This is a genomic window from Micromonospora inaquosa, from assembly GCF_003857055.1.
Classification (GTDB): Bacteria; Actinomycetota; Actinomycetes; order Mycobacteriales; family Micromonosporaceae; genus Micromonospora; species Micromonospora inaquosa.
Genome location: NZ_QGSZ01000201.1, coordinates 21051 through 42487 on the forward strand (window position 1 = coordinate 21051; position 21437 = coordinate 42487).

The 21437-nt window shown below is 68.1% G+C and carries 23 protein-coding genes; 14 read left to right on the forward strand and 9 right to left on the reverse strand.

All coding sequences use genetic code 11. From position 1 onward, the window contains the following. Positions 1-31: 31 nt before the first annotated feature. The gene (locus tag DLJ59_RS14280; protein ID WP_124772996.1) at positions 32-1234 is read right to left on the reverse strand and encodes a hypothetical protein; all 1203 of its coding nucleotides are present in this window, start codon (positions 1232-1234) and stop codon (positions 32-34) included. Then, a complete protein-coding gene (locus tag DLJ59_RS14285; protein WP_208648691.1) occupies positions 1231-1773 on the reverse strand; it encodes a DUF4365 domain-containing protein in 543 nt (180 codons plus the stop codon). The genes DLJ59_RS14280 and DLJ59_RS14285 overlap by 4 nt, the downstream gene beginning before the upstream one ends. 319 nt (positions 1774-2092) lie before the next feature. Between DLJ59_RS14285 and DLJ59_RS14290 the strand changes: the two genes are divergently transcribed. Then, positions 2093-2314: a hypothetical protein gene (locus DLJ59_RS14290; protein WP_124772997.1), complete on the forward strand. Its 222-nt coding sequence runs from the start codon at positions 2093-2095 to the stop codon at positions 2312-2314. A gap of 108 nt (positions 2315-2422) precedes the next feature. On the opposite strand, the gene DLJ59_RS14295 is transcribed toward DLJ59_RS14290, so the two are convergent. Continuing rightward, entirely contained in the window at positions 2423-2740 is a 318-nt protein-coding gene (locus tag DLJ59_RS14295; protein ID WP_124772998.1) for a hypothetical protein, read from the reverse strand. 733 nt (positions 2741-3473) lie between these two features. Here DLJ59_RS14295 and DLJ59_RS14300 point away from each other — a divergent pair. Continuing rightward, positions 3474-4208, forward strand: coding sequence for a hypothetical protein (locus DLJ59_RS14300; protein WP_124772999.1), 735 nt, complete (start codon positions 3474-3476; stop codon positions 4206-4208). 264 nt (positions 4209-4472) lie between these two features. On the opposite strand, the gene DLJ59_RS14305 is transcribed toward DLJ59_RS14300, so the two are convergent. The 3 genes from DLJ59_RS14305 to DLJ59_RS14315 all read right to left on the reverse strand — a co-directional run bounded on the left by DLJ59_RS14305 (position 4473) and on the right by DLJ59_RS14315 (position 7667). Further along, positions 4473-4919: a hypothetical protein gene (locus DLJ59_RS14305; protein ID WP_124773000.1), complete on the reverse strand. Its 447-nt coding sequence runs from the start codon at positions 4917-4919 to the stop codon at positions 4473-4475. Beyond that, complete coding sequence (locus tag DLJ59_RS14310) at positions 4916-5494, reverse strand: helix-turn-helix domain-containing protein (protein WP_124773001.1); 579 nt, start codon at positions 5492-5494, stop codon at positions 4916-4918. The genes DLJ59_RS14305 and DLJ59_RS14310 overlap by 4 nt, the downstream gene beginning before the upstream one ends. 1483 nt (positions 5495-6977) lie before the next feature. Continuing rightward, positions 6978-7667: a Type 1 glutamine amidotransferase-like domain-containing protein gene (locus DLJ59_RS14315; protein WP_124773002.1), complete on the reverse strand. Its 690-nt coding sequence runs from the start codon at positions 7665-7667 to the stop codon at positions 6978-6980. A 315-nt stretch (positions 7668-7982) separates the two neighbouring features. Here DLJ59_RS14315 and DLJ59_RS14320 point away from each other — a divergent pair, with 315 nt between their 5' ends. The 10 genes from DLJ59_RS14320 to DLJ59_RS14365 all read left to right on the forward strand — a co-directional run bounded on the left by DLJ59_RS14320 (position 7983) and on the right by DLJ59_RS14365 (position 16441). Continuing rightward, positions 7983-9173 (forward strand): serine hydrolase domain-containing protein, encoded by a 1191-nt coding sequence (locus tag DLJ59_RS14320; protein WP_124773003.1) that lies wholly within the window; start codon positions 7983-7985, stop codon positions 9171-9173. A gap of 111 nt (positions 9174-9284) precedes the next feature. Continuing rightward, the gene (locus tag DLJ59_RS14325) at positions 9285-9833 is read left to right on the forward strand and encodes an RNA polymerase sigma factor (protein WP_167493854.1); all 549 of its coding nucleotides are present in this window, start codon (positions 9285-9287) and stop codon (positions 9831-9833) included. Continuing rightward, complete coding sequence (locus DLJ59_RS14330) at positions 9833-10834, forward strand: CU044_5270 family protein (RefSeq protein ID WP_124773005.1); 1002 nt, start codon at positions 9833-9835, stop codon at positions 10832-10834. The genes DLJ59_RS14325 and DLJ59_RS14330 overlap by 1 nt, the downstream gene beginning before the upstream one ends. Before the next feature lie 220 nt (positions 10835-11054). Beyond that, positions 11055-12158, forward strand: coding sequence for a septum site-determining protein Ssd (ssd, locus tag DLJ59_RS14335; RefSeq protein WP_124773006.1), 1104 nt, complete (start codon positions 11055-11057; stop codon positions 12156-12158). Then, positions 12155-13366 carry a TadA family conjugal transfer-associated ATPase gene (locus DLJ59_RS14340; protein WP_124773007.1) on the forward strand — a complete coding sequence of 404 codons (1212 nt, stop codon included), beginning with the start codon at positions 12155-12157 and terminating at the stop codon, positions 13364-13366. The genes ssd and DLJ59_RS14340 overlap by 4 nt, the downstream gene beginning before the upstream one ends. Beyond that, positions 13339-14661 (forward strand): type II secretion system F family protein, encoded by a 1323-nt coding sequence (locus DLJ59_RS38080; protein ID WP_341869590.1) that lies wholly within the window; start codon positions 13339-13341, stop codon positions 14659-14661. Before DLJ59_RS14340 ends, DLJ59_RS38080 begins: the two co-directional genes overlap by 28 nt. Then, complete coding sequence (locus DLJ59_RS14350; RefSeq protein ID WP_124773008.1) at positions 14658-15332, forward strand: type II secretion system F family protein; 675 nt, start codon at positions 14658-14660, stop codon at positions 15330-15332. Before DLJ59_RS38080 ends, DLJ59_RS14350 begins: the two co-directional genes overlap by 4 nt. A 22-nt stretch (positions 15333-15354) precedes the next feature. Continuing rightward, entirely contained in the window at positions 15355-15522 is a 168-nt protein-coding gene (locus tag DLJ59_RS14355) for a DUF4244 domain-containing protein (protein ID WP_081883916.1), read from the forward strand. A 182-nt stretch (positions 15523-15704) separates the two neighbouring features. Next, positions 15705-16022 carry a TadE family type IV pilus minor pilin gene (locus DLJ59_RS14360; RefSeq protein WP_124773029.1) on the forward strand — a complete coding sequence of 106 codons (318 nt, stop codon included), beginning with the start codon at positions 15705-15707 and terminating at the stop codon, positions 16020-16022. A gap of 71 nt (positions 16023-16093) precedes the next feature. Beyond that, positions 16094-16441, forward strand: a complete 348-nt coding sequence (locus tag DLJ59_RS14365; RefSeq protein ID WP_244236017.1) for an Rv3654c family TadE-like protein — start codon at positions 16094-16096, stop codon at positions 16439-16441. Positions 16442-16850: 409 nt separating this feature from the next. On the opposite strand, the gene DLJ59_RS14370 is transcribed toward DLJ59_RS14365, so the two are convergent. The 3 genes from DLJ59_RS14370 to DLJ59_RS14380 all read right to left on the reverse strand — a co-directional run bounded on the left by DLJ59_RS14370 (position 16851) and on the right by DLJ59_RS14380 (position 20357). After that, a complete protein-coding gene (locus DLJ59_RS14370; protein ID WP_124773009.1) occupies positions 16851-17429 on the reverse strand; it encodes an LURP-one-related family protein in 579 nt (192 codons plus the stop codon). Positions 17430-17594: 165 nt separating this feature from the next. Beyond that, positions 17595-17804, reverse strand: coding sequence for a hypothetical protein (locus DLJ59_RS14375; RefSeq protein WP_030334221.1), 210 nt, complete (start codon positions 17802-17804; stop codon positions 17595-17597). Between the two features lie 99 nt (positions 17805-17903). Then, positions 17904-20357: a DEAD/DEAH box helicase gene (locus DLJ59_RS14380; RefSeq protein ID WP_425271421.1), complete on the reverse strand. Its 2454-nt coding sequence runs from the start codon at positions 20355-20357 to the stop codon at positions 17904-17906. A gap of 131 nt (positions 20358-20488) precedes the next feature. Here DLJ59_RS14380 and DLJ59_RS14385 point away from each other — a divergent pair, with 131 nt between their 5' ends. After that, positions 20489-20845 carry an STAS domain-containing protein gene (locus tag DLJ59_RS14385; RefSeq protein WP_030334225.1) on the forward strand — a complete coding sequence of 119 codons (357 nt, stop codon included), beginning with the start codon at positions 20489-20491 and terminating at the stop codon, positions 20843-20845. Continuing rightward, positions 20842-21279: an ATP-binding protein gene (locus DLJ59_RS14390; protein ID WP_030334228.1), complete on the forward strand. Its 438-nt coding sequence runs from the start codon at positions 20842-20844 to the stop codon at positions 21277-21279. The genes DLJ59_RS14385 and DLJ59_RS14390 overlap by 4 nt, the downstream gene beginning before the upstream one ends. Positions 21280-21437 lie beyond the last annotated feature (158 nt).

Sequence of the window (21437 nt, forward strand, 5' to 3'; positions counted from 1 at the left end):
GTCGATGGCAGACGGGATGGTGGGACGCTAACTAATCGTCATCCTCTAGCTCGCCAGTCGAGTCGAACATTGAGCCCTGCTGGTACTGCTGGCGTCTAGGAAGTTGGACTAGCTCCAAAGCCGACGGCTCGTATAGCCAGTACATCTGGCCTTCCCTGGACTGACGGCCGGATACTCGTATCGCTTTGCCCTCAATATGTGCCTGAATTGCCACATCGTAGGCGTCGTGGGGAATGCGAACTCGGATTTTATTGGCGGGTGACCCCTCAATGACGTTCAGTCGGATCACACCGACCGATCCCGGACTCGGCCTGTCGAGGAGCGTGACCGTGCCTAGTACGGTCACGTCGGACGGGGGCTCTGTTTGTGCGTATAGCGTCGATGCTCGCGTCAAGGCCGGGATATCGGGTGGCTCGAAGGTTACCGAAACCGGCTGCCTGAGCTCCGAGTCGCCCTGCATGGCGTGCCACGATACAGACACTTCTGCGCCATTGGAGCGTTCTACAAGACCAGTCAAGGATCGAGAAAGCTCGTATGACGCGCCATATTCGATTGCGTCCGTGAAGATTGCCACCGAACTGTGACGCCGGAAGTGGTCGACGGCGTCGCGTGTTGCGCTCAAGGCCGTTACTAACGTCTCAGCGACAGCCCTACCATTAAGTGGGGTGGTCAGGCCGGGTATTTCGAGGGTTGATCCGGTAATATCCTCAGTAGGCGTTAAGGCTGTGACAACATAGCTGCCAAGCTCAGTTTGACCCATCCGCACAGCTTCGAGATAGGCTTTAGCCGACGTTCTGTGACGTGCCCCGAAATAGGCTAGGCGTTGACGCTCCGCCTTCGCGGCGGCTTCTAACGCGCGTCCCGCAGCCTGCACCAGCGATTGACCAGAGGGCCACGGTATGGACCCGTGGGGGGTCGGCACATCCTTACGAAATCGCACCTTGTCGCCGACAACTGCGACATCGAGCTCCGTCAAAAGTTGGACCTCGCCGAGTCCAAGACGGGCCGCCGTTCCTCCTACAGCAACACGAAGGAGGTCCTCGTAGTCCTCCATTGCGGAGTTTAGAGGCACTATGACACTGTCGGTGCTATCGCTTGCCACCTCAGCCAGCCTGGCATACAGGCCTTCACGGCCACCAACGCGACTCCAGCCACGCTGTTCTAGATAGGTCAGGAGGCTTGCCGCGCTTATCCACGAACCCTTGAGTTCAAATACGTCCGAAGGCGCAGTCACGGCTTTCCTCCCTTCCCAATCCGCTCCATCATCCCACATAGTGAAAGATCGTCAAAGACTTGGTTGGTCGGAACGCGTACCGAAGTTTTTTCTACCCCCGTGACTGGGTGGCTCTCAAGATTGACCCAGTAGGCACAGTGGCGGATCGTGAAGTCGCTAGGCGAAGCCTTCACCCAACTGGCGAGCTCACGTGGCAGAATCATCACCACTAGAATGCTCGGGATTGTGACGGGAGATCTCGCTAGCTTTTTCAGGTGAGCATTTTCTAGGACGAAAGGAAAAGTATCGCCAAGCTCCGAATGGGAAATCTGATAGGTGCTCTTAAGCTGAATCCGCAGCAATGCCTGAAAATCGTCAGTATGACTTTCGCTCGCGTGGTGAACCATCCAATCGATACCCGGATCGGGATCGGGCTTGCTTAATGAGCAGCGGGCAGCGGCAGCTATCGCACGTAGAACGCCGTCTTGTAGCTTCTCCATGCACTGCTTTACGTCGAGGTTGCCGCGTAAGGGAAGCGCATTGGCCGGATAGGTTGTCAACCTGCCCCCTTACTGATTGGAGTTGGTTCGTTTCGCACTGTACCTACCGGGCCTTTGATCCGAAAGACCTAGCGGTGAGAGGTCCTGTCCCGGGGGCCGCCGCAGGGCCGTGTGGGCCGTGCCAGGCCGGCAGATGCCGACCACCGTTGACCGACGACGACCAGCAGGGGCCCCTGAAACAGCAGGCCGAGCGCTTGTGCTGACGCCTGGACTGGCGGGCGACCGGCGAGTCGCTTGTACGCCGGATTCAGCGGCTCCAACGGATCAGGTAGCTGACAGAAGACCTAGAAGCATGGCCTGGCGGGGATACGTTGCCTCGATGATCCCTCAAGGCTATGAGTTGTGGCTGTCCCAGCCAGCCGAGGAAGGCTCTGAACGCGAGGTCGGCAGGGTAATCGGTTGGGAGCCCGACGGCCACGAGTACGTACCGGTCGTCGCCGTCACCCTGCCTGATGGCTCGCTGCTTGGGGTTCAGAAGGCGCGATCGGACCCTGACGGCTGCGTGCTGGGCAGCAATCGCGAAGAAGTCACCGAGGCGTAGCGTCACAAGATCCGGAACATGCGCGGAATGATCACGCGTGCCCTTGAGCGGCCGGAGGCTGTCCATCCTGGTAGGACGCTGGGTGCTCGTGCCAGCGCTAATCCCCTCCTAAACCGTGTGTCGGTCCAGCTGGTCCTCGCGCACCCGGAACAGCCTCTGCCCACTCTCTGCTTCGACCCCATCCGGCTGGGTGGAGATGACTAGGGCGCGGTCGTCGTCACGTCCGATGATGTCGCATCGCACATGAACTGGTGCTGGCAGAGGAGTATCGGCGCTTAACTGACCGCCGGTGAAGGCTGGGATCTTGTCGACGAAGAACCACGACTTGCCGTCCGCGTCGACCAGGCGGACGCGCACCCAGCCCGGGAAATCCTGGCTGAACCATGCGACCACCTCGCAGCGGAGAAAGCCTTCTTCGTGAGCCACGGGCCGATCTTGCCCGCTGGCTCGTGCGATGCCAACCGACGATGGAGACGTCAGCCAGCGGGGGTCGGCCGGGTCGCCGGCGGAGTGGCTGTCGACAGCAACGCTGACAGCAACGGCGCTGGACGGCAGCACTCTGACGAGCACTGGCCTGAACGCAGCTCCGAGCGTGCAGCTCTTCCCGGAGGTATGCGGACGCGATGCACAGAGCTTGTAAGCGAGACGTCGCCTAAACCTGGCACGCAACGCCTGATCCGGCGGGTGATGGGCGATACCACTGCCGAAACAGTCTCTTTAGGATCAAGGCGGCCCGCATGCGGGCCGCGCCGGACGCGCTCGGCCTGCTCGCGGCGCAAGCGCCGGCATCGGCCGGCACGCCGGCCGATTAGCGGCATGCCTCCGGCGGAGGCCAGACGACTCCGAGATGGAGTTGCTGAACGGTTCCTGTTCGTGGGTGGTGGGATGCCATCCCGCCAGCCACCGACCCAGGCAAGCCGAGCAGACCAGGGCCAGCGTGACAAGGTCGTTCGTCCGGTAGGGCGCTCCACCTTGTCACCCTGGCCCTGGCCCACTCCACGGAGTGTGGGTCGGCGGCAGACGGGATGGCATGGGCCACATCGCTAGGATCATGCCGTGGCCGTGTAAGGACGTCGATCGCTGAGGGGCCGACTGAACCATGAGTACCGTCAGGCGCAGCTTCCGCAAACGCCATCAGTGGCACGCGTGGTCTGGTGAGATGACCGATCTTGAACGCCTCGGCAAGATTGTCGAAGAATTGCATTCAGCGCGGCTGCGAGAGCTTGAAGCTGAGGAGCAGCAGCGGAGGTCGGCCTTCAAGGTAGCCGAGGGTATCAATATTGTCGGAGACTCCAACAGCGTATACATCACACCGGGCGACGGCGAGGTCTATCCGTTCGTTGGGCTCGTCGTGGAAGATGAGGATGAAGTGGCAGGGCCCATATCGGAGGTGCTGCCGGAGATTGATCGGAGAAGTGTCGCGAGTCTAAAATTTGTGGCCGCGCTTTGGCCGGCTGAGCGACTTAGCGTAACTTTCTCGCGGAATGCAAGCGAGGCAGTTGTTATCGATGTGGTGTCTGGGCGGACCGGATGGGCCAAGCAGGCATACGCCAGGCTCGCGGACGAGATCGAGAAGGGGGTGCCTCGCTGGTCCCCGTTGCGGTCAGAGAATTCTAGATTCGGTCTCGCTGTGTCTGTGGCGGCAGTCCTCGGTGGTTTCGTTGGGCTTGTATTGGCAAAGTCGGCTGGGTGGGATGTCCGCCTCGTGGTCGGGGGCCTGGTGTTTATGGCGACCTGGCCGATTCTCTTAATGCAGCGTCTGCATAATTGGATGTTTCCTGCTTTTGAGTTGCAAGGAGAAGGGGGGCAGTCGTCTGGCACCCGCCGTTTGGTAACCCTATGTCTGTTGGGCGCCTCGATACCGATTGGCGCCCTGGTTAATGCTATTTCATAAGCAGGGCGAGCGTTGGGGGCGACCGCCGACGCTCACAGCCAGGAGTGGCCGGGGGATCGCATCACCCGGGGGCGCGGATTAAAGGTCGGGTGTACAGCCATCCGTACAGCCAAGCCAGCCGGTGGGCGCGGTCCAAGGTCGGCCAGTAGCGCGCTCCACCTTGTCCCCGTCTAGGAAGACTGGAAGGTCTGCAACTGCCCGAAGAGGAGATCCGTCCCAACCCTGTATCGACGCCATGCTCCACAGTTAGTCGGGGCAGAGGCTTCACTGGGCTTCGGGTTGGGGTCGGTAAAGAACTGTAGCCCTCTTCCCGAAGAGAGGAAGATAGAACGGCGTGAGGCCGAGCCGGTTCGTCATCGACGCGAGGAATTCGCGGATGAAAGGTAGCACTTGGATCATCAGAGCGGTCTGAGCGTAATTTTCAATTTCTTCATCCTCCGGATCGGGACCGTCGTATGAGTAAGACGCCACGTATGACGCCTCAATTCGAGCTAGTAATTCCCCACTAGAGTTCATGAAGCTGTGGGTCGACTTGACGACATATACGACGTTGTCCTGGCTAGAGAAGGAGACATCTATTTCGGTTTCGACCTTCCCTGGCTTGGCGGTTCCTGCCTCACCGCGCACAACTTGGCATTCGTCAAGAACAAGTGAGTCGAGCTTCAGTTGCTCGAGAAGACTTTGGCTGGCGCTCGGCATGTCGCTCTTCACGTTCCCACGTGGTGAACTTCGACATCGTCGGCTTGCCAAGCCTCACCCTTTGGTAGAAGGCGGCGAGTGCGCCCGCTAGCGGAAACTCGTACCTTCGCGACCTGAGACGGACCACCGAATGGGACGGTGTGCAGAGTATCGTCGGCTGGGACGATCATCGGCACCTCCATCGGTCCTTCATGGGTCAGGAATTTCTGCATATATACCTCAAAAGACTTTTCTGTTTCTAGGACCGTCCGTCGGCGCGAACGACGGCCCGTGAGGTTAAGGGGTCCGCGGTCCGGCTCAACTGGAACCGCAGAAATGGAAATTTCGTAGCCCATGGCGCGAAGGAAGCGAGCTGCGGTTGCGATGTGGACGTTGCCATCACCCTTCAGCACCTGTGAGACCCGACCTTCGGTGATACCTAGCTTCGATGCCACCTCTCGCGAGGTGAGCCCAGAGGCGTTCTTACCCGCATTGAAGAGCCGGGCAACCATCGCGGCTGCGGTAGCGGCGGCGAGCCCCAGCGTTCCTGTGACCGTAGACGCGCGTTCGTCGTAAAGCGAGAGTTCCTTGTTAGCTCGCTCGGTCATGGCTCAGGTCCTCCTCGCGTACAACAACGGTTAGTTCTAGGTCCTTATCCGTGGTGCATTGTTGTTCTTTAGGAAAAGCGTGGCCGAGCCTAATGAACTCATCGAAGTCGGGAAACCAATAATATTCGCCTCGACTAGCCTCCGCCGCAGTGCCAGGGCGTAGCTTTGGCTCGTAAGTTCCGTCCCCCGGAGTATCGTAGAATGACAATCGCTTGGCTCCCAGTCTGAATTCCCATACCCCGTCCCGCAGGCTGTTGACTGCTCCCGCGTAGTAGGGCTCTCCAGAGTCTGCCAACGTTTTACAGAACACCAAGAACTTGTCGTAATGGCTAATTTGTGCCTCATCTGGAATGTCCGTGAACTCTGGATCTTCGATCCACGTTCCTTGACTTAGATGATCGAGGAAGGCGGAGGCAGGGGAGGTGAGACCATCCGCACGAACGGCGCAGTGGATCACGTAACAGTCCCCCTCGCAGATCAACCTGCGGCTGACTTTAGTCAACTGTAAACCCTCCCCCGTGGTTACGCAGCCCTGAACGTGGACTGAGAGTGCTATCCCGAGCGCGTACGGTCAAGACCGTCTGACGCTGAGAGCCCGCCGTGCCCGCTTGGGCAAGGAAAGTACAGGGGTGGGCTGTCGTTGGGGTTCCCGCCATCGTCGCAAGCTCTGGCTGAACGGGTGGCCTTGGTGGACGTTCGGGGGCAATGGAAGCCGTAGGCGCTGAGGGGAATGTCCTTCCTTGGGTCAAAAGGTGGTGCCGCCGGGGCCATATCAGGCCGCTCGTGAGCGGTTCTGCCACGCGAAGCGCTGTATCGAGAGGGTTCTTGTCAATTTCCAATCTGACAGTCTGGGAGCCACCGGGCTGACTGGCGGACGGGGCAGGACCGATCGAGTTGCCGAGCGCTTGAGGTCCAGGACCAGGCGGACGGCATCGGACGGCCTTGGCGTGGTCTTCGGAATCTGCCGATCAGATGGCGGCACCAGTGCAAGGCAGGTCCCGGAGCTGGCCACGCGCTCGCGGACTGCCCTGCGGGCGGCCTCCGGCCGTCCTCGGGCGCCCGCAGCGCGTCATCCATCAGTCATCGGATCGTCAGCAAGCGCCGTACTGAACGGTGACTTTCGATCACGCTCAACACCACGACCGCTACGTCTGACCATGCGGCACGGCACTTGGTCACACTCGCTACTACGTCAGGTCACTTTCCCCCCGACGGGGGTCGTCCCTTTCTCCTGGGAGCGCTCCGCAGCTGGTCACAGGTCGCCGTCGTCGTTGACGTCGCTCCCGGGCGGTGTCCCCCGGCGCCGGAGGCAGCAGAGAGCCAGCGAAGGCCGTTGGGGCGAAATCTGCGAGGGCAGCGGGGAGGCGGGACGGCGGTCGCGGCCGCGTCGATTCAGACGCTCAGAGCTGGAGGCGTCAAGCATCTGGTGGGACGTGACAGGTGGACTGCCGGCGATGTGATCGGTTCGAAGCTTCGGGAAACATCAAGACGGGTTGAACAGCCGCCAGTTCCCCTCGGAGACGACCTCAACGGCGCCGTCGACCACTTTGATGGCTGTCTCATCGTCAATCGCATACGTCGGGACCGGAATCCCGGACGCCCACTTCTCGATGTTGGCCGCCGTGGCGTCCTCCATGCCCTCGCAATCGAGGTGCGGATACAGCGCGAAATCCAGCAGTCCCAGCGCCCGGTCGGCTCCGACCGCCATATCGCTGCCGGCGGGCACGAAATCCAGGTCGAACTCCGCGTCGCAGTTGTAGGGGGTCACCGCGATACTCCCGGCGCTCATCCCCACGTAGACCGACTCATTCAGCGATGGCAGGAGCTCCGCCAGGCCGGACTCACGCATCCAGTAGGTCAGATACAGCACGTCGCCGCCCCAGACGAGCAGAGCGTCGGCCTCTCGGACCGCCGGGACCCAGTTCTCTTCCCGGATGGTCGGCAGCGCGGTGAGTTCCAGCACCCCCAGGGACTTCCAGCCCAGGTCACACATCGGGTGCGGTGCCTTACCGGTGATCGCCTGCCACGCCCGGCCAGCACCGCCGGGGAAGGGGTACACACCGGTCGGGATGATGAGGGCGCTGGACTCGGCAATCGGCTTGCCCAGCAGGTCGACGAGTGCGCCGGAAATGCTCGGGTTCCTGATGCCCGCGGAAGTGAGAAGAAACTTCACAAGACCTCTTCTGGGTGCGCCGGATGATTTCGGGTCGCGTGACAGTGAGTGCCCCGGGCGGATCCGCGACGCCTACCGGCTCCCTGGCCTGGCCCTGAGCCATAGGTAATCACGTGAGTAGATCCCGGCCGTATTCGGACATCGCCCATCCTTCAACGGCGACACCGAAGCCGTCAACGGTGGGACGAAGCGGCCGTCCGCTTCGGTTCCGACCGCGAAGCCCAGCCCGTCCTACCGCGCCCCACCTCGTCGCGGACCGTGTGATCGCCGCGTGACGTGTAACTTGCCGAACTGGGCGAGCTGAGGAGGAAACAGGTGGCTACCGGTGGTTTCTCGTCGAAACGGCTGGCTCGGGTACGGGGATTGCTTGAGCACCACGTCGAGTCCGGCTTCGTACCGGGAGTGGTGGCCGTCCTCGCCCGGCACGGTGAGGTGCACATCGAAGCAACGGGTCATCTCGCGTTCGAGGGCGCCGGGTCGCGGACGCCGATGGCGGCCGACACGATCTGTCGCCTGGGCTCGATGACGAAGCCGATCGTCGCCGTGTGCGCGATGACCCTCGTCGAGGACTGCACCCTCCGCCTCGATGGCCCGGTCGACGATCTGCTGCCGGAGTTGGCGGAGATGACGGTGCTGGCCGATCCGCACGGTTCGCTGGACGACACCGTTCCGGCGGAACGCCCGATAACGCTGCGGGACGTACTGGACGGCACCCTGGGCACCGGTATGGTCCCCGCCGAGCCGGGAACCGTACCCATTGCCGACGCGCTGAACGCACTCGAATATCCGTCGCCGAACGAGTGGATTCGCCAGCTCGGCGCCCTCCCCCTCGTTCACCAGCCAGGTGAGCGCTGGATGTACGACACCGCCGCCAACGTGACCGGTGTGCTCATCGCCCGGGCCACCGGCATGTCCTTCGAAGATGCCATCCGTGAGCGGGTCTGCAAGCCGCTCGGCATGACCGACACCGCCTTCAGCGTGGGTAGCGACAGCATCGGCCGGTTCGCGACGGCGTACGAGCAGGACAACGCGCCCACCGGCGAGCCGGTTGTCGAAGACGCCCCCGACGGGCGGTTCAGTCGACCCCGCGTGTTCGAGTCCGGTGGCGGCGGGCTCGTCTCGACCGCCCAGGACTACCTCGCCTTCGCCTCGGCTCTACTCGCCGGCGGCACCCACCGCGGCGAGCGGGTGCTGTCGCGGCCGGCGGTGACGCTGATGACGAGCGACCAGCTGACGGCGGAGCAGAAAACCGTCTCCGGGTTCTGGCCCGGATACTTCGATGCCATCAGCTGGGGTCTCGGCTTGTCGGTCCGCACCCGCCGCACGCACCTCGGGCCGTCGGTCGGCAGCTACGGATGGCCCGGTTTCTATGGCACCGCCTGGTACAACGATCCCGCCGAAGACCTGACGGCGATCGTGTTCATGCAGCGCGCCCACGCGGGCGACCAGCGGCTGCCGATGTGGCACGACTTCTGGACCACCGTCTACCAGGCGATCGACGACTGACCGCATCGCTCGTTTCCCATTGGGCGGCACCTGCCCTCGGCCGCGCGGTAATCCCGCTGCCCTCAGCGACACAAGCCACTGTGAGAGTCGCCGAGGCAGTTGGGGGTTCGAGTGGGTCCACCGCAGCGGGACGAGGGCTGGTTTACCAGTCTCTACGCCGCCGAGTACGCGCACATCGTTCGATACGGCCTGCGTCGACTCACCGACGGGGACGCCGCGGCGGAGCTGGCCCAGGAGGTCTTCGTCGTCGCCTGGCGTCGCCGCGTCGAGGTGCCGGACCGCAGCCTGCCCTGGCTGTACGGGGTGGCCCGGCGCCTTCTGGCGAACCAGTGGCGGTCGCGGCGTGCCGCCCCGGATCTCCAACCGATCACCGATGTCGACCTCACGCGGCTGGCCGGCTCACCGGGTGCTGACACGACCGTCGGCGTCGCGGACGTCCGGGCCGCGCTGGCCACCCTCAACGAGCTTGATCAGGAGATTCTTCGGCTGGTCGGCTGGGAGGAGTTGACGGTCTCCGAGGCGGCGAAGGTGCTCGGCTGTACCGGCCCAACCGCGGCGGTGCGGCTACATCGGGCCCGGCGTCGTCTCGCCGAAGCAATGGCGGACCAGCCCGCTCGGGCCCGACGTCGCCCGATGTTGGCAACCAGAGAGGAGCTGTGATGTTCGGAGTAGAGCGGACCCGTACTCTTCTCGGCCCGGCCGACCCGGCGCGGACCGCCGAAGTCGGGCCACCGCTGGTCTCGGCGCGTGAGCTGATCGACCGGGTCGGGGCGACCGCGATGGTCGCCCAGCGTCCTCGGGTACGTCCGACCCGCCGGCTGGTCCTGACCGCCGGGACGCTGGCGGTCGCGGCCGGTGCCGTGGCGGTGCTCCAACCGTTCGGTGGGACCACACCGGACACCCCGGAGTCGGCGCCGGGCACGGTGCTCGTGCCGGTCGCGTACCAGTTCGACGCGGATCCGCCAGCGGCGGGCCCGCAGCTACGCCTGCTGGCCGACAAGATCAAAGATGCGGGGTACGACCACCAGAGCGGGCGTTACATGTACCACCACACGAAGCTGTGGGGCGATCCGGTGATTACGTCCGCCGACGGCCGCCACCACGTGGCCTTTGCCAGCGAGACGAAGATCTGGCAGGCCGCAGACGGGACCGGTAACCAGGCCAGCTTGCAACTGGAGGCGCAGTACCCCGACCAGGAGTCTCGGGACTACTGGCAGCGCGAAAGCGCTGCGCGGCCAGCAGCCACCGGCACCCCGGCACCGAGTGTCATTCCGCTACCGCCCAGGGAGCTTAGGCCGCCGTCGGCCGTCCCGTCCGAGCTGCGGGAGCTGCTGAAGGTCGAGCACGGCGCGGGGGCGGCGAGTAAGGAGGTCAGCACGCTCTACGGGCGGTACGTCGTACCGCGTGTGACCCGAGCGGCGGTCCTGCGGGTCCTCGCCGACGTGCCCGGCTACCGCTGGCGGGGGCAGGTCACCGACCGCGCCGGTCGGAACGGAGTCGCCGTCACCTTCGACGACCGTGAACACGACGCGCAATCTCTTCTGATCTTCGATCCGGAGACGGGTGAATTGCTCGCTCATGAGCGGTTGACGCTGTCGCCCGTGCGGATCAGCTCGTACAAGGTGATCCTCGATACCGCCTGGACCGACCGGGTCGGCTGACCGCCGACTAGCGGGGCCGCTCCTTTCGGGAGCGGCCCCGCTGTCTTTCCCGCAGCGGCAGTACCTGCGGAGTTGCCCGCGCTCGTAGCAGATCAACTGTCCCGGCGGAGGTTTTCCACAGGCGACCAGGTTGTCCACAGGCGACGACATCGGGGCGGCTCGTGGGGCGGATTCCGAGCAGGGTCGGCGGCATACCAGAGCCCGACCGCTGGAGGCCGCGATGCCACCCCGTACCACGGTTCCGCCGATCCGCCGGCTCCCGCTGGTCGTCACCGGCGACGACGAACTGCTCGATGATGTGCTCCGGCTCGCCGCCGTCGGCGGGACCGAGCTGGAGCTCGCCCGCGATCCGGCGGCTGCCCGTACCCGTTGGCTTCCCGCGCCGCTGGTGCTGCTCGGCGCCGACCAGGCGCAGGCGTGTCTGCGCGCCCGGTTGCCGCAGCGGCCCCGGCTGGTGCTGCTCGGCCGGGCCGGTCAGCTCGACCCCGGCTGGCAGATCGCGGAGCTGATCGGGGCCGAGCACGTCGCCACGCTGCCGGCCGCGGAGCCGTGGCTGATGGACCGGTTCGCCGAACATGATCCGGACCGTCCTGCCGGCGTCGATGCCCGGGTCGTCGCGGTCCTTGGCGGGCGGGGCGGCGCGGGCGCGAGTGTGCTCGCCGGTGGTCTTGCGGTGACCGCCGCCCGGGCGCGGCTGCGCACTCTCCTGGTCGACGCCGACCCGCTCGGTGGTGGCCTCGACCTCGTGCTGGGTTGGGAGCAGTTGGAAGGGCTGCGCTGGCCGTCGCTCACCGGTGCCGACGGGCGGGTGGACGCCCCGGCGCTGGTGCGGGCCCTGCCCAGCCGGGGTGATCTCGTGGTGCTCTCCTGGGACCGCGGCGAGATGCTGGCGTTGCCGGCGACAGCGATGGCGGCGACCGTCGACGCGGCCCGGCGTGGGCGGGACTTCGTGGTGATCGACCTGCCCCGACAGTTGGACGACGCGGCCGTGGTGGCGTTGCAGGCCGCCGACCAGGCATTCGTCGTGGTGCCGGCCGAGTTACGTGCCACCGCGGCGGCCACTCGGGTGGTGGCCGCAGCCGCCCCGCACTGCGCTGCGCTCTCGGTGGTGGTGCGTGGGCCCGCGCCGGGGCGGCTGCGGGCGACCGAGGTGGCCCGCGCGTTGGGCCTTCCCCTGGCTGGCACGCTGCGCCCCGAGCCGGGGCTCTGCCGTGGGCTGGAACGGGGGGAGGCGCCGGCCGCCGGGGGCAAGGGCCCACTGGCCGCGCTCTGCCAACGGATCGTCACCGACCTGACCGGCGTGCCGGCTACGGGTGTGGCATGACCGGCCAGCCGGAGGACGGCACGCTCGCCGCCCGGGTACGGCAGCGGATCGCCGCCGCCACCACCCCGGTGACCGCGGCGGCCATCGTCTCCGCGGTACGCGCCGAGCCCACCGCCGCAGTGCTCGGCGACACGGCCATGCTGCGCATCGCCGACCGGGTGCGCGACGACCTTGTCGGTGCCGGGCCACTGGCGCCGCTGCTCGCCGACCCGGAGGTCACCGACGTCCTCGTCAACGGCGCTCGGGTCTGGGTGGACCGCGGCTCGGGGCTGCACCAGGTCGCCGTGCCGGTGGGCTCGGTCGAGGACGTCCGCCGGCTGGCGCAGCGGCTGATCGCCAGCGCGGGGCGGCGGCTCGACGACGGCTCGCCGTACGCGGACGCGCGGCTTCCCGACGGCACCCGACTGCACGCCGTGCTGCCGCCGGTGGCGACCGAGGGTCCCTACCTGTCCCTGCGGACCTTCCGGCACCGCCCGTTCACCCTCGACGAGTTGGTGCGCCAGGGGACCGTGCCACGACCGCTGGCACCCCTGCTCGCCGCCGTCGTCGCGGCCCGGCTGGCGTACCTGGTGACCGGGGGCACGGGGTCAGGCAAGACGACCCTGCTCAACACCCTGCTGGGGATGGTGCCGGCCACTGAACGGATCGTGCTGGTGGAGGACGCCGCCGAGCTGCGTCCGGGGCATCCGCACGTGGTGGGGCTCCAGGCGCGTACCGCCAATGTGGAGGGCACGGGCGTGGTCAGTCTCGCGGACCTGGTCCGGCAGGCGCTGCGGATGCGCCCGGACCGGCTGGTGGTCGGCGAGTGCCGCGGCGGTGAGGTGGTCGACCTGCTGGCCGCGCTCAACACCGGCCACGACGGGGGCGCCGGCACGCTGCACGCCAACACACCGTCGGACGTGCCGGCCCGGTTGGAGGCCCTGGGCATGTTGGGTGGGCTGCCCCGCGCCGCGCTGCACGCCCAGGTGGCCGCCGCGTTGCAGGTGCTGTTCCAGGTGCGACGGGGCGATAAGGGCCGCGTCCTGGAGTCGGTCTGCCTGCTGCTGCCCGAGGGACCCGAACGGCTGGTGACAGCGGTGCCCGCCTGGGTACGCGGCAGCGGGCTCGGGCTCGCCGCCCGTGCCCTCGGGGCGCTGCTGCGGGAGCGGGGAGTGGCGGTGCCGCCCATCCTCAGCGAGCCATGGCCCGGATCGGCGGGTCCGGTATGACCGCCGAGACGATGCTGGTCGCGGCGCTGCTCCTGATCGCCGCCGCCCTGGTGGCATGGCCGGTACGGAGCACTCGGGCCCGTCGACGTCGCGTGCTGGCACCGGGCCGGCGGGCCGGCGGTCTCGATCCGGATGACGCCCTGGTGCAGTGGATCAGGGAACTCGGTCGCACGGCGGATGGGCTGGTCGACGGCACTGGCGCCGCCCCGACCTCGGGTCATCTGGTCGGCATCGCTGACGAGCCGGGTGCCACTGCCGGTTTCAACGGAAGGCGGACGGCACTGGGCTGGCCCGGCCGGGACGTTGCCCGCAGCCCGAGGTGGCCGGCAGCGACAGGCGGGTTCACCCGTCCGGAGGGCCCGACGCGTCCGCCGGCCCGTCGAGATCCCCGACGCCCGATCGGCACCGTTCGGCCGGAGGAGGCCATCACCATGCCCGACCCGGCTCAACGGCCTGCCGCGTCGGCGGCCACGATCACGCTCGGTGCCTGCCGATCGGACGTGGACGGTCCACACGACGTCTCCGGCCCCGCGACCGCCGATGGACACGGCGACCTGGACCCGGGATGTCGGAGCGACGTGTGCGGCGTGGTGGGGGACGGCGGGTGCGCGATCGCCGATTGCCGCGCCCACCGGGGCGTCGGCCCGACCGGCAGAACATCAGGTACGGCGCCGTCGGTGCGCATCCCCAGATCGACCGCCGGCGTGCTGCCGGTGATCGGTCTGCTCGGCGGCGGTGTGGGTGCCGTGGTCGGCGGTCCGGTGGCGGCGGTAGCGATGGCTGGGTACGGCACGCTGGCCGTGCGCGCCGTGCTGCGTTGGCGACTCAACCGGAGCGCCGAGCGGACCCGACGACGTGGGCTGGACCAACTGTGCGGTCTCGCGGCGGACCTACGGGCCGGTCTTCCCGTCCCGCAAGCGCTCGAAGTCGCGGCCGTGGACCGTGACGGGGCGGACCGGCTAGGTCAGCTGACCTCGGCGGCGGTGCGGTTGGCCGACCGGACCGGCGCGCCGCTGGCGGAGCTCATCGAACGGATCGAGGCGGATGCTCGGGCGACCGACCGGGGCCTGGCCGCGGCGGCGGCCCAGGCGGCCGGTGCCCGGGCTACCGCCTGGCTACTGGCGGCGCTGCCGGTCGGTGGGATCGGGCTGGGGTACGGCATAGGTGTCGACCCCATGGCGGTGCTTCTGCACAGCACAATTGGTGGTGCCTGCGCTGTTGTCGCGATCGCCCTGCAGGTCGTGGGTCTCCTCTGGGCAGAACGGCTGGGCGCGACGCCGGGGCGGGCCGGATGACGCCCCGGGGCACTGCCGGCCAGCCCAGCTCGGCGGGCCGACGCAGTTCGGCGAGTCGGCCCAGTTCAGCCAGGCGGCGGCCGGACGCGGTTCGGCTCGTGGCGGTGCTGGGCGGGCTCGCCGTGGCCGTCGTCGTCGAGGGCTGGTTCGGGCTGCTCGGCGCTCTCCCGGCAGCGGTCCTGCTTGATGTCCTGCTGCGGCGGATCGAGCCGCCCGCTGTGCGTAAGCGGCGGCAGCGGGAAGCCGCCGACCTGCCGCTCGCCGCCGACCTCCTGGCCGCGGCGATGCGGGCGGGCGCCCCCGTGGACCGCTCGGTGCTGGCCGTCGCCGAGGCGCTGGATGGGCCGCTCGCCGGCCGGTTGGCCCGGGTGGGCCGCACGCTGCAGCTTGGTGGCGGGCAAGCGGAGGCATGGTCCGCGCTGGACGGAGTGCCCGGCGCGGAGCGTCTCACCGCGGCGGCGTTGCGCTCGGCCAACAGTGGTGCCGCCCTGGCCGGCGCACTGACCCGGCTCGCCGACGACCTGCGCGCCGACCGGGCCACCGCTGCCGAGGCATCGGCCCGCCGAGCGGGTGTGCTCATAGTCCTGCCGCTGGGGCTCTGCTTCCTGCCGGCGTTCATTCTCGCCGGCCTCGTGCCGGTGATCGTCGCCGTTCTCGGCGACGTGCTCTGACCCATCGAGAAGGGAAACAGTCATGCGCAAACTCATCGCACGCCTGCGCGGCGATGCCGGAATGAACACGGCCGAGTACGCCGTGGGCACGCTCGCCGCGGTCGCCTTCGCCGGGATCCTGTTGAAGGTGCTGACCTCCGGCAACGTCCAGTCGGCGCTGACCGCCGTCATCGACCGGGCACTGAAGTGAGCGGGCGCCGGCAGGCCAGCCGCATCCCAAGGTCTGCGGTCGTCGGACGTCCGTCTGTCGGCCGGCGGAGGTTCCGCCCCGTCGGCCGGGTGTCCGGCGACGAGCAGAGATCCCTTCGGGTAGCCGGTGGTGGTGGGAGGGCAGTCCGTACCGGCGCAGACCGGGGATCCTTCACCGCCGAATTGGCGGCCGGCCTGCCGGCGCTGCTTCTGCTCCTGCTCGCCGGCCTGACCGCGGTCAACGCCGTCACTACCAGGGCGAGTTGCCTGCACGCTGCGCGGGAGGCGGCGCTGGCCGCCGCCCGGGGCGCGGACGGCAGCGCGGAGGGTAACCGGGCGGCGCCGCCGGGGGCGGCGGTGTCGGTGTCCGTCGAAGGCGACCGGGCGCACGCGACGGTAAGGGCACCCGTCCGGACGTTGGGCGGGCGGCTACCGCGCATCACCGTGGTCGCCACCGCCGTCGCGGCCGTCGAACCGGGCGCTCACGAGGGGAGTTGGTAGTGCCACTAACTGACAATCCGTCACGCCACGCCAGTAACTCACCGGCTGTCGGAGGGCTCGTTGCCGGTCGGCTGGACCGGCAACGAGGTGGCGCGACCGTCCTGCTGCTGGCGATGGGGCTCGTCTTCGTGGTGTTCGGGACGTTTGGCGCTGCCATCGCCGCCGCCGGAATGGCGAGTCAGCGGGCGGCCGTAGCAGCCGACCTCGGCGCGCTGGCCGGGGCAGCCCGGGCGCTCGACGGCGACGCTGTGGCTTGTGCGTCCGCGTCCGACCTCGCCGGTCGCAACGATGGCCGGCTGGTCGGCTGTCACCTCGACGGGCTGGACGTGCTGGTGACAGTCGAGGTGGCGTTCACGCCACTACCCGGCCTGGCCCGGGTGGCTGCGGCGAGCGCCCGTGCCGGCCCGGTGCGGGGCTGACCCCTCGCTGTGGTGTCTCTGCTCACCGCCGCAGCGGGGGCGGCTGCGGCCAGCGCAGGGGCGCGGCCGGTGAAGGGAGTGGCTTGACCCGCGTCGCGGCCCCAAGTGAGAGGTACGGCCGGCGCGTGGTCGAAGGAAACCGAGGGGCTCTCGCGGGATTGGTGGGTGCTGTGGAGCTGAATCGGCTATGACATCAAGGGCGATGCGTTTACGACATCAGCTCCAGAGGGGCGACCGGACGAGCCAGGGGGCCGAGTCATCAACGGCCTGCCGTCCGGGGGCAGTGCGGTCCAGCGGCCTGCCGGCCGGGACTGGTCGAGGTCCAGGTCCCGGCCGGCGGCCGAGGAGTGGGTGGCTGCGACGGCGACCACTGAGGGTCACCGCACCGCCCTCGTCCGGGCCGGGTGCGTCAGCGGGCCTGGAGCGCGTCGAGAGCGACAGCCATCGCGATGACCAGGCGGCGGTCGATCTGCGGGTTCTGCATCTCGACGATGTACTTGTCGCGCAGGCCCCACTTCTTGACCACGGTGAAGACCGGCTGGCCGCCCGCGGTGAAGTCGAAGTGGTACGGCAACCAGGACAGCGAGTCCACGAATCGACGCAGCAGCGCCACCGGCATGCTCCGCTCCTGGCCGGTCACCTGCGGCAGGCCGGCCTGCTCGACGTGCCAGGTGGAGCGCAGCAGCGACTGGGCGAAGTCCTTGCGGAACAGGCCGATCGGGTTGCCGGTCGCGTCGGTGACGTCGTAGGTGGCGCCGAGGTCGATGCGCTGGCGGGCCTTGAAGCCCAGCAGCGGCTGCTGCTTGGAGTCATCCGTGTAGATGGTCACCTGCTCCTTGAAGGCGAGCCGCTTCTGCTGCGCGAACGCCAACAACTCACCCTCGGTGCCATCCGGGGAGACGGCCCGGACCTCGTACTGGTTGACCATCATGCGCAGTCGCTGGCGGATGTAGAACTGGTGCTGGCCCTGCAAGTTGTCGAGCTGCATGTGAACTCCTCTGGGGGTTGGTGCGCCGGAGTCTCGCACAGCCCGACACATACCGCCCTCCCCGCTGCCCACGATCAGTTGCGGCTGGGTAGCCGTCGAGCCCGTTGGACGACTACCCAGCACAGAGTGATCACTGGTGCCCTTGCAGGATCACTCCAGGAAACCTCAGCGACTGTCGACGGAGGTCGCGGCCCGCAGCGCCCAGGTGTTGAGAACCTGGTGGATGCCGCGCAGCCGCTCGTTGATCTGTTCCAGCCGTTCCGCCTGGGCCAGGGCGGCCAGTGCCGACCCCAGCGCGATCTGCTGGTCGAGGGTGAGATTGTCCTGGTCGATGGTGTAGAGCAGGTCGACGGTCTCGGCGATGGTGTCGGCCACAGCTTCTCCTCGGGCACGGGGGGCGATCAGCAACATAGGCATCGATGGAAGCGCTCCCACATCATTGTGCCCCGTGCCATACAGATTCATGCAAGGTGCTCAGTCCGGCAGGTTCGTCAGCACCACGTCGAGCACCCGGATCGCGTCCGGTTTGGAGAGGGGGTTGTTGCCATTGCCGCATTTCGGTGACTGCACGCAGGATGGGCATCCGGTCTCGCAGCCGCATTCCGCGATGGCGTCCCGGGTGGCCCGCAGCCACGCCGCCGCCGTCCCGTACGCCCGCTCGGCGAACCCGGCGCCCCCCGGATGCCCGTCATAGACGAAGACGGTCGGTGCTTCGGTGTCCGGGTGCAGCGCGGTGGAGAGTCCGCCGATGTCCCACCGGTCGCAGGTGGCCATCAGCGGCAGCAGGCCGATCGCGGCGTGTTCGGCGGCGTGCAGCGCACCCGGCACATCGGCCGGCTGAACCCCGGCGAGGGCCAGCGACTGCGGTGACAGGGTGAACCAGACCGCCACCGTGCGCAGTTCCCGGGTGGGCAGGTCGAGCGGCCGGGTGTCGATCACCTCGCCGGTGGCGATCCGCCGCCGCTGGTACGACACCACCTGGCTGGTCACGTCCACCTCGCCGAGGAACATGCCGACCGGTCCGGCGTCCACGTAGGAGCGCACCGACACCACGGACAGGTCGGTGACGTCGCGGGCGTGGGTGGACCAGTCCGGCTCCTCGGCGTGTACCAGCGCACAACCGTCGGCGAGGTCGAGCTTGTCGACGACGTACGAGACGCCCTGGTGCAGATAGACCGCGCCGGGGTGCAGCAGGAAGTGCGAGGAGCCGCCGTCGACAGTGCCTAGCAGCCGGCCGGTCGACGACTCCACCACGGCGACCGGGGCACCACCCTCGCCGCGCAGGTCCACCTCGGGCCGCTCCCGGTGCCGCCAGTACCAACCGGTGGGCCGTTGTCGCAGCGCCCCCGCCGCGACCAGCTCGTCAATCGCCTCCTTCGCCCCTTCGCCGAAGAGCGCCAGGTCGGCCGGGGTGAGCGGTGCCTCGACCGCAGCGCAGGCGAGTTGTGGTGCCAGCACGTACGGGTTGGCCGGGTCGAGCACCGTCGCCTCCACCGGCGCGCCGAAGATCGCCTCCGGGTGGTGCACCAGGTAGGTGTCCAGGGGGTCGTCGCGGGCCACCAGCACCGCGAGGGCCTCCTGCCCGGAACGCCCGGCGCGGCCCGCCTGCTGCCACAGCGACGCCCGGGTGCCCGGGTAGCCGCAGATCAGCACCGCGTCGAGCCCGACCAGGTCCACGCCCAGCTCCAGCGCGTTGGTCGAGGCCAGACCGAGCAGGTCGCCGTGCAGCAGCGCCCGTTCCAGCTCGCGCCGTTCCTCCCGCAGGTAACCGCCCCGGTAGGCGGCCACCCGGTCGCCGAGCCCCGGCACCGCGTCGTCCAGCGCTCGACGCGCGTTGGCGGCCACCACCTCGGCGCCCTTGCGGGAGCGGACGAACGCGAGGGTGCGTACCCCCTCGGCGACCGTGTCGGCGAGCAGGTCCGCCGTCTCACGCAGCGCCGACCGGCGGACCTGCCGGAGGTCGTCGTGGTCACCGCTCGCCTGCGGGGGCGCCGGGGACGACGAGCCCGGTGACACCGGGGAAGCGGAGCCCGAGTCCGGTGGCAGCAGCGGCGGCTCCCAGAGTGCGAAGGTCACGCCGCCGCGCGGCGAGGCGTCCTCGGTGACCGCCGTCACCGGCAGGCCGGTCAACCGCCCGGCTGCGGTAGCCGGGTCACCGGAGGTCGCCGAGGCGAGCACGAACACCGGGGTGGCCCCGAACCGGGCGCACTGCCGGCGCAGTCGACGCAGCACGTGCGCGACGTGCGAGCCGAACACACCCCGGTACGTGTGGCACTCGTCGATCACCACGTACGCGAGTCGGCGCAGGAAGCCGGACCACTGGGCGTGCCCGGGCAGGATGCCGTGGTGCAGCATGTCGGGGTTGGTCAGCACGAACCGGGAGTGCCGGCGGATCCACTCCCGCTCGGTGCGCGGGGTGTCCCCGTCGTAGCAGGCGGGGCGTACCCCCTCCAGCTCCAGCGCGGCGACGGCGCGTAACTGGTCCGCGGCGAGTGCCTTGGTCGGCGCCAGGTAGAGCACTGTGGCCCGGGGGTCGGCGAGCAGCGTGGCCAGGGCCGGCAGTTGGTACGCCAGTGACTTGCCGGACGCGGTGCCGGTGGCGACGACCACGTGCTGGCCCTCGTACGCCAGGGTGGCCGCCTCGGCCTGGTGCTGCCAGGGCGCGACCACGCCGCGCCCGGCGAACGCCGTGCGTAGTTCCGCCGGTGCCCACGACGGCCAAGGCGCGGGCACCCCGGCGCGGGCCGGCACCCGCTCGACGTGGGTGACCGGGTCGCCGGCACCCCGGGCGCGCAACCGGCGCAGCAGATCGGCTGGCGCTGGTCCGGGGCCGGGACCAGCGGATACGGTGGCCGCGGGCGACGACTCCAGGTCGTGGCGCGGCGTGTGGCGCGCGGAGCTGAAGTCGTTGGAGGTCACGCCCTGCACTCTCGCACTGGTGTTCGGAGATGAAAAGTCGGACACCGGGGTAAGGGGAAGCCTCCGCTGGCGTTCGCAGGGCGCCCCGGCGGTAGTGGTTAGATGCCCACGAGAGTTTACGGCTCTGGCGAGGAGGACCGATGGAGCTGTCGCTGGCGACCCGCACCGTGGGTGAGCACACGGTGCTCGAGGTCGGTGGTGAGGTGGACGTCTACACCGCGCCCCGGCTCCGGGAACGGCTCCTCGAACTGATCGACGGTGGGGCTCGTCACGTGGTGGTCGACCTCGGTCGGGTGGATTTCCTCGACTCCACCGGGCTGGGCGTGCTGGTCGGCGCGCTCAAGCGGCTCCGCTCGGCCGGCGGTTCGTTCGCCCTGGTCTGTGACAAGGAGCCGTTGCTCAAGATCTTCCGGATCACCGCGTTGGACCAGGTGTTTCCGCTGCACCCGACGGTCGACGCGGCGGTCAGCGCCGACTCGGCGGGCGCCGGCGCGTGATGGCGACAGTCAAGCTTTCGTTCTCGCCCGCTCCGGTGCACGTGCGCACCGCCCGCCTGGTCGGCGTCGCCGTCGCCCGACGGGCCGGTGTCCGCGAGGATCTCCTGGACGAGGTGCGCCTGGCCATCGGTGAGGCGTGCACGCGCGCGGTGGCCCTGCACCGGCAGTACGGCCTGGCCGACCCGGTGCTGGTGGAAATGTCCGACGGTGGGTCGTACGCCGTGCGGGTGGTGGACCGGGCGCCGATCGAGGCGGGCATTGGTCTGACCGCGCTGCCGCCGGACGAGCTGGCGAACGAGTCGCTGACCGATGAGGCGCTGACCACCGGCGTCGGCTTCGCGCTGCTCGCCGGTTTCGTCGAGGACCTGCAGGTGCGCCCGGTCGACGAGGGCATCGGCACCGAGGTGCGGATGGTGTGGCCGGTCGGCCGCTGACCGATTCCGCTGCGTAGGCCGCGTCCCCTGCTGGGGATGCGGCCTTCTTTGCATGGATCGGGCCCTATATCAGATTTCGTTTCATAACACAGCGACGAAGATCATCGCGACACGGCGCCACCTGGGTGTGACCTCCAACACTGCGGAGGGCTACAGTA

Coding starts and splice junctions, on each gene's coding strand:
- DLJ59_RS14385 (WP_030334225.1), top strand. CDS start 20,489: ATGGAGCTGTCGCTGGCGACCCGCACCGTGGGTGAGCACACGGTGCTC.
- DLJ59_RS14370 (WP_124773009.1), bottom strand. CDS start 17,429: ATGCAGCTCGACAACTTGCAGGGCCAGCACCAGTTCTACATCCGCCAG.
- DLJ59_RS14310 (WP_124773001.1), bottom strand. CDS start 5,494: ATGACCGAGCGAGCTAACAAGGAACTCTCGCTTTACGACGAACGCGCG.
- DLJ59_RS38080 (WP_341869590.1), top strand. CDS start 13,339: ATGGCCCGGATCGGCGGGTCCGGTATGACCGCCGAGACGATGCTGGTC.
- DLJ59_RS14350 (WP_124773008.1), top strand. CDS start 14,658: ATGACGCCCCGGGGCACTGCCGGCCAGCCCAGCTCGGCGGGCCGACGC.
- DLJ59_RS14340 (WP_124773007.1), top strand. CDS start 12,155: ATGACCGGCCAGCCGGAGGACGGCACGCTCGCCGCCCGGGTACGGCAG.
- DLJ59_RS14330 (WP_124773005.1), top strand. CDS start 9,833: ATGTTCGGAGTAGAGCGGACCCGTACTCTTCTCGGCCCGGCCGACCCG.
- DLJ59_RS14300 (WP_124772999.1), top strand. CDS start 3,474: ATGACCGATCTTGAACGCCTCGGCAAGATTGTCGAAGAATTGCATTCA.
- DLJ59_RS14355 (WP_081883916.1), top strand. CDS start 15,355: ATGCGCAAACTCATCGCACGCCTGCGCGGCGATGCCGGAATGAACACG.
- ssd (WP_124773006.1), top strand. CDS start 11,055: ATGCCACCCCGTACCACGGTTCCGCCGATCCGCCGGCTCCCGCTGGTC.
- DLJ59_RS14290 (WP_124772997.1), top strand. CDS start 2,093: ATGATCCCTCAAGGCTATGAGTTGTGGCTGTCCCAGCCAGCCGAGGAA.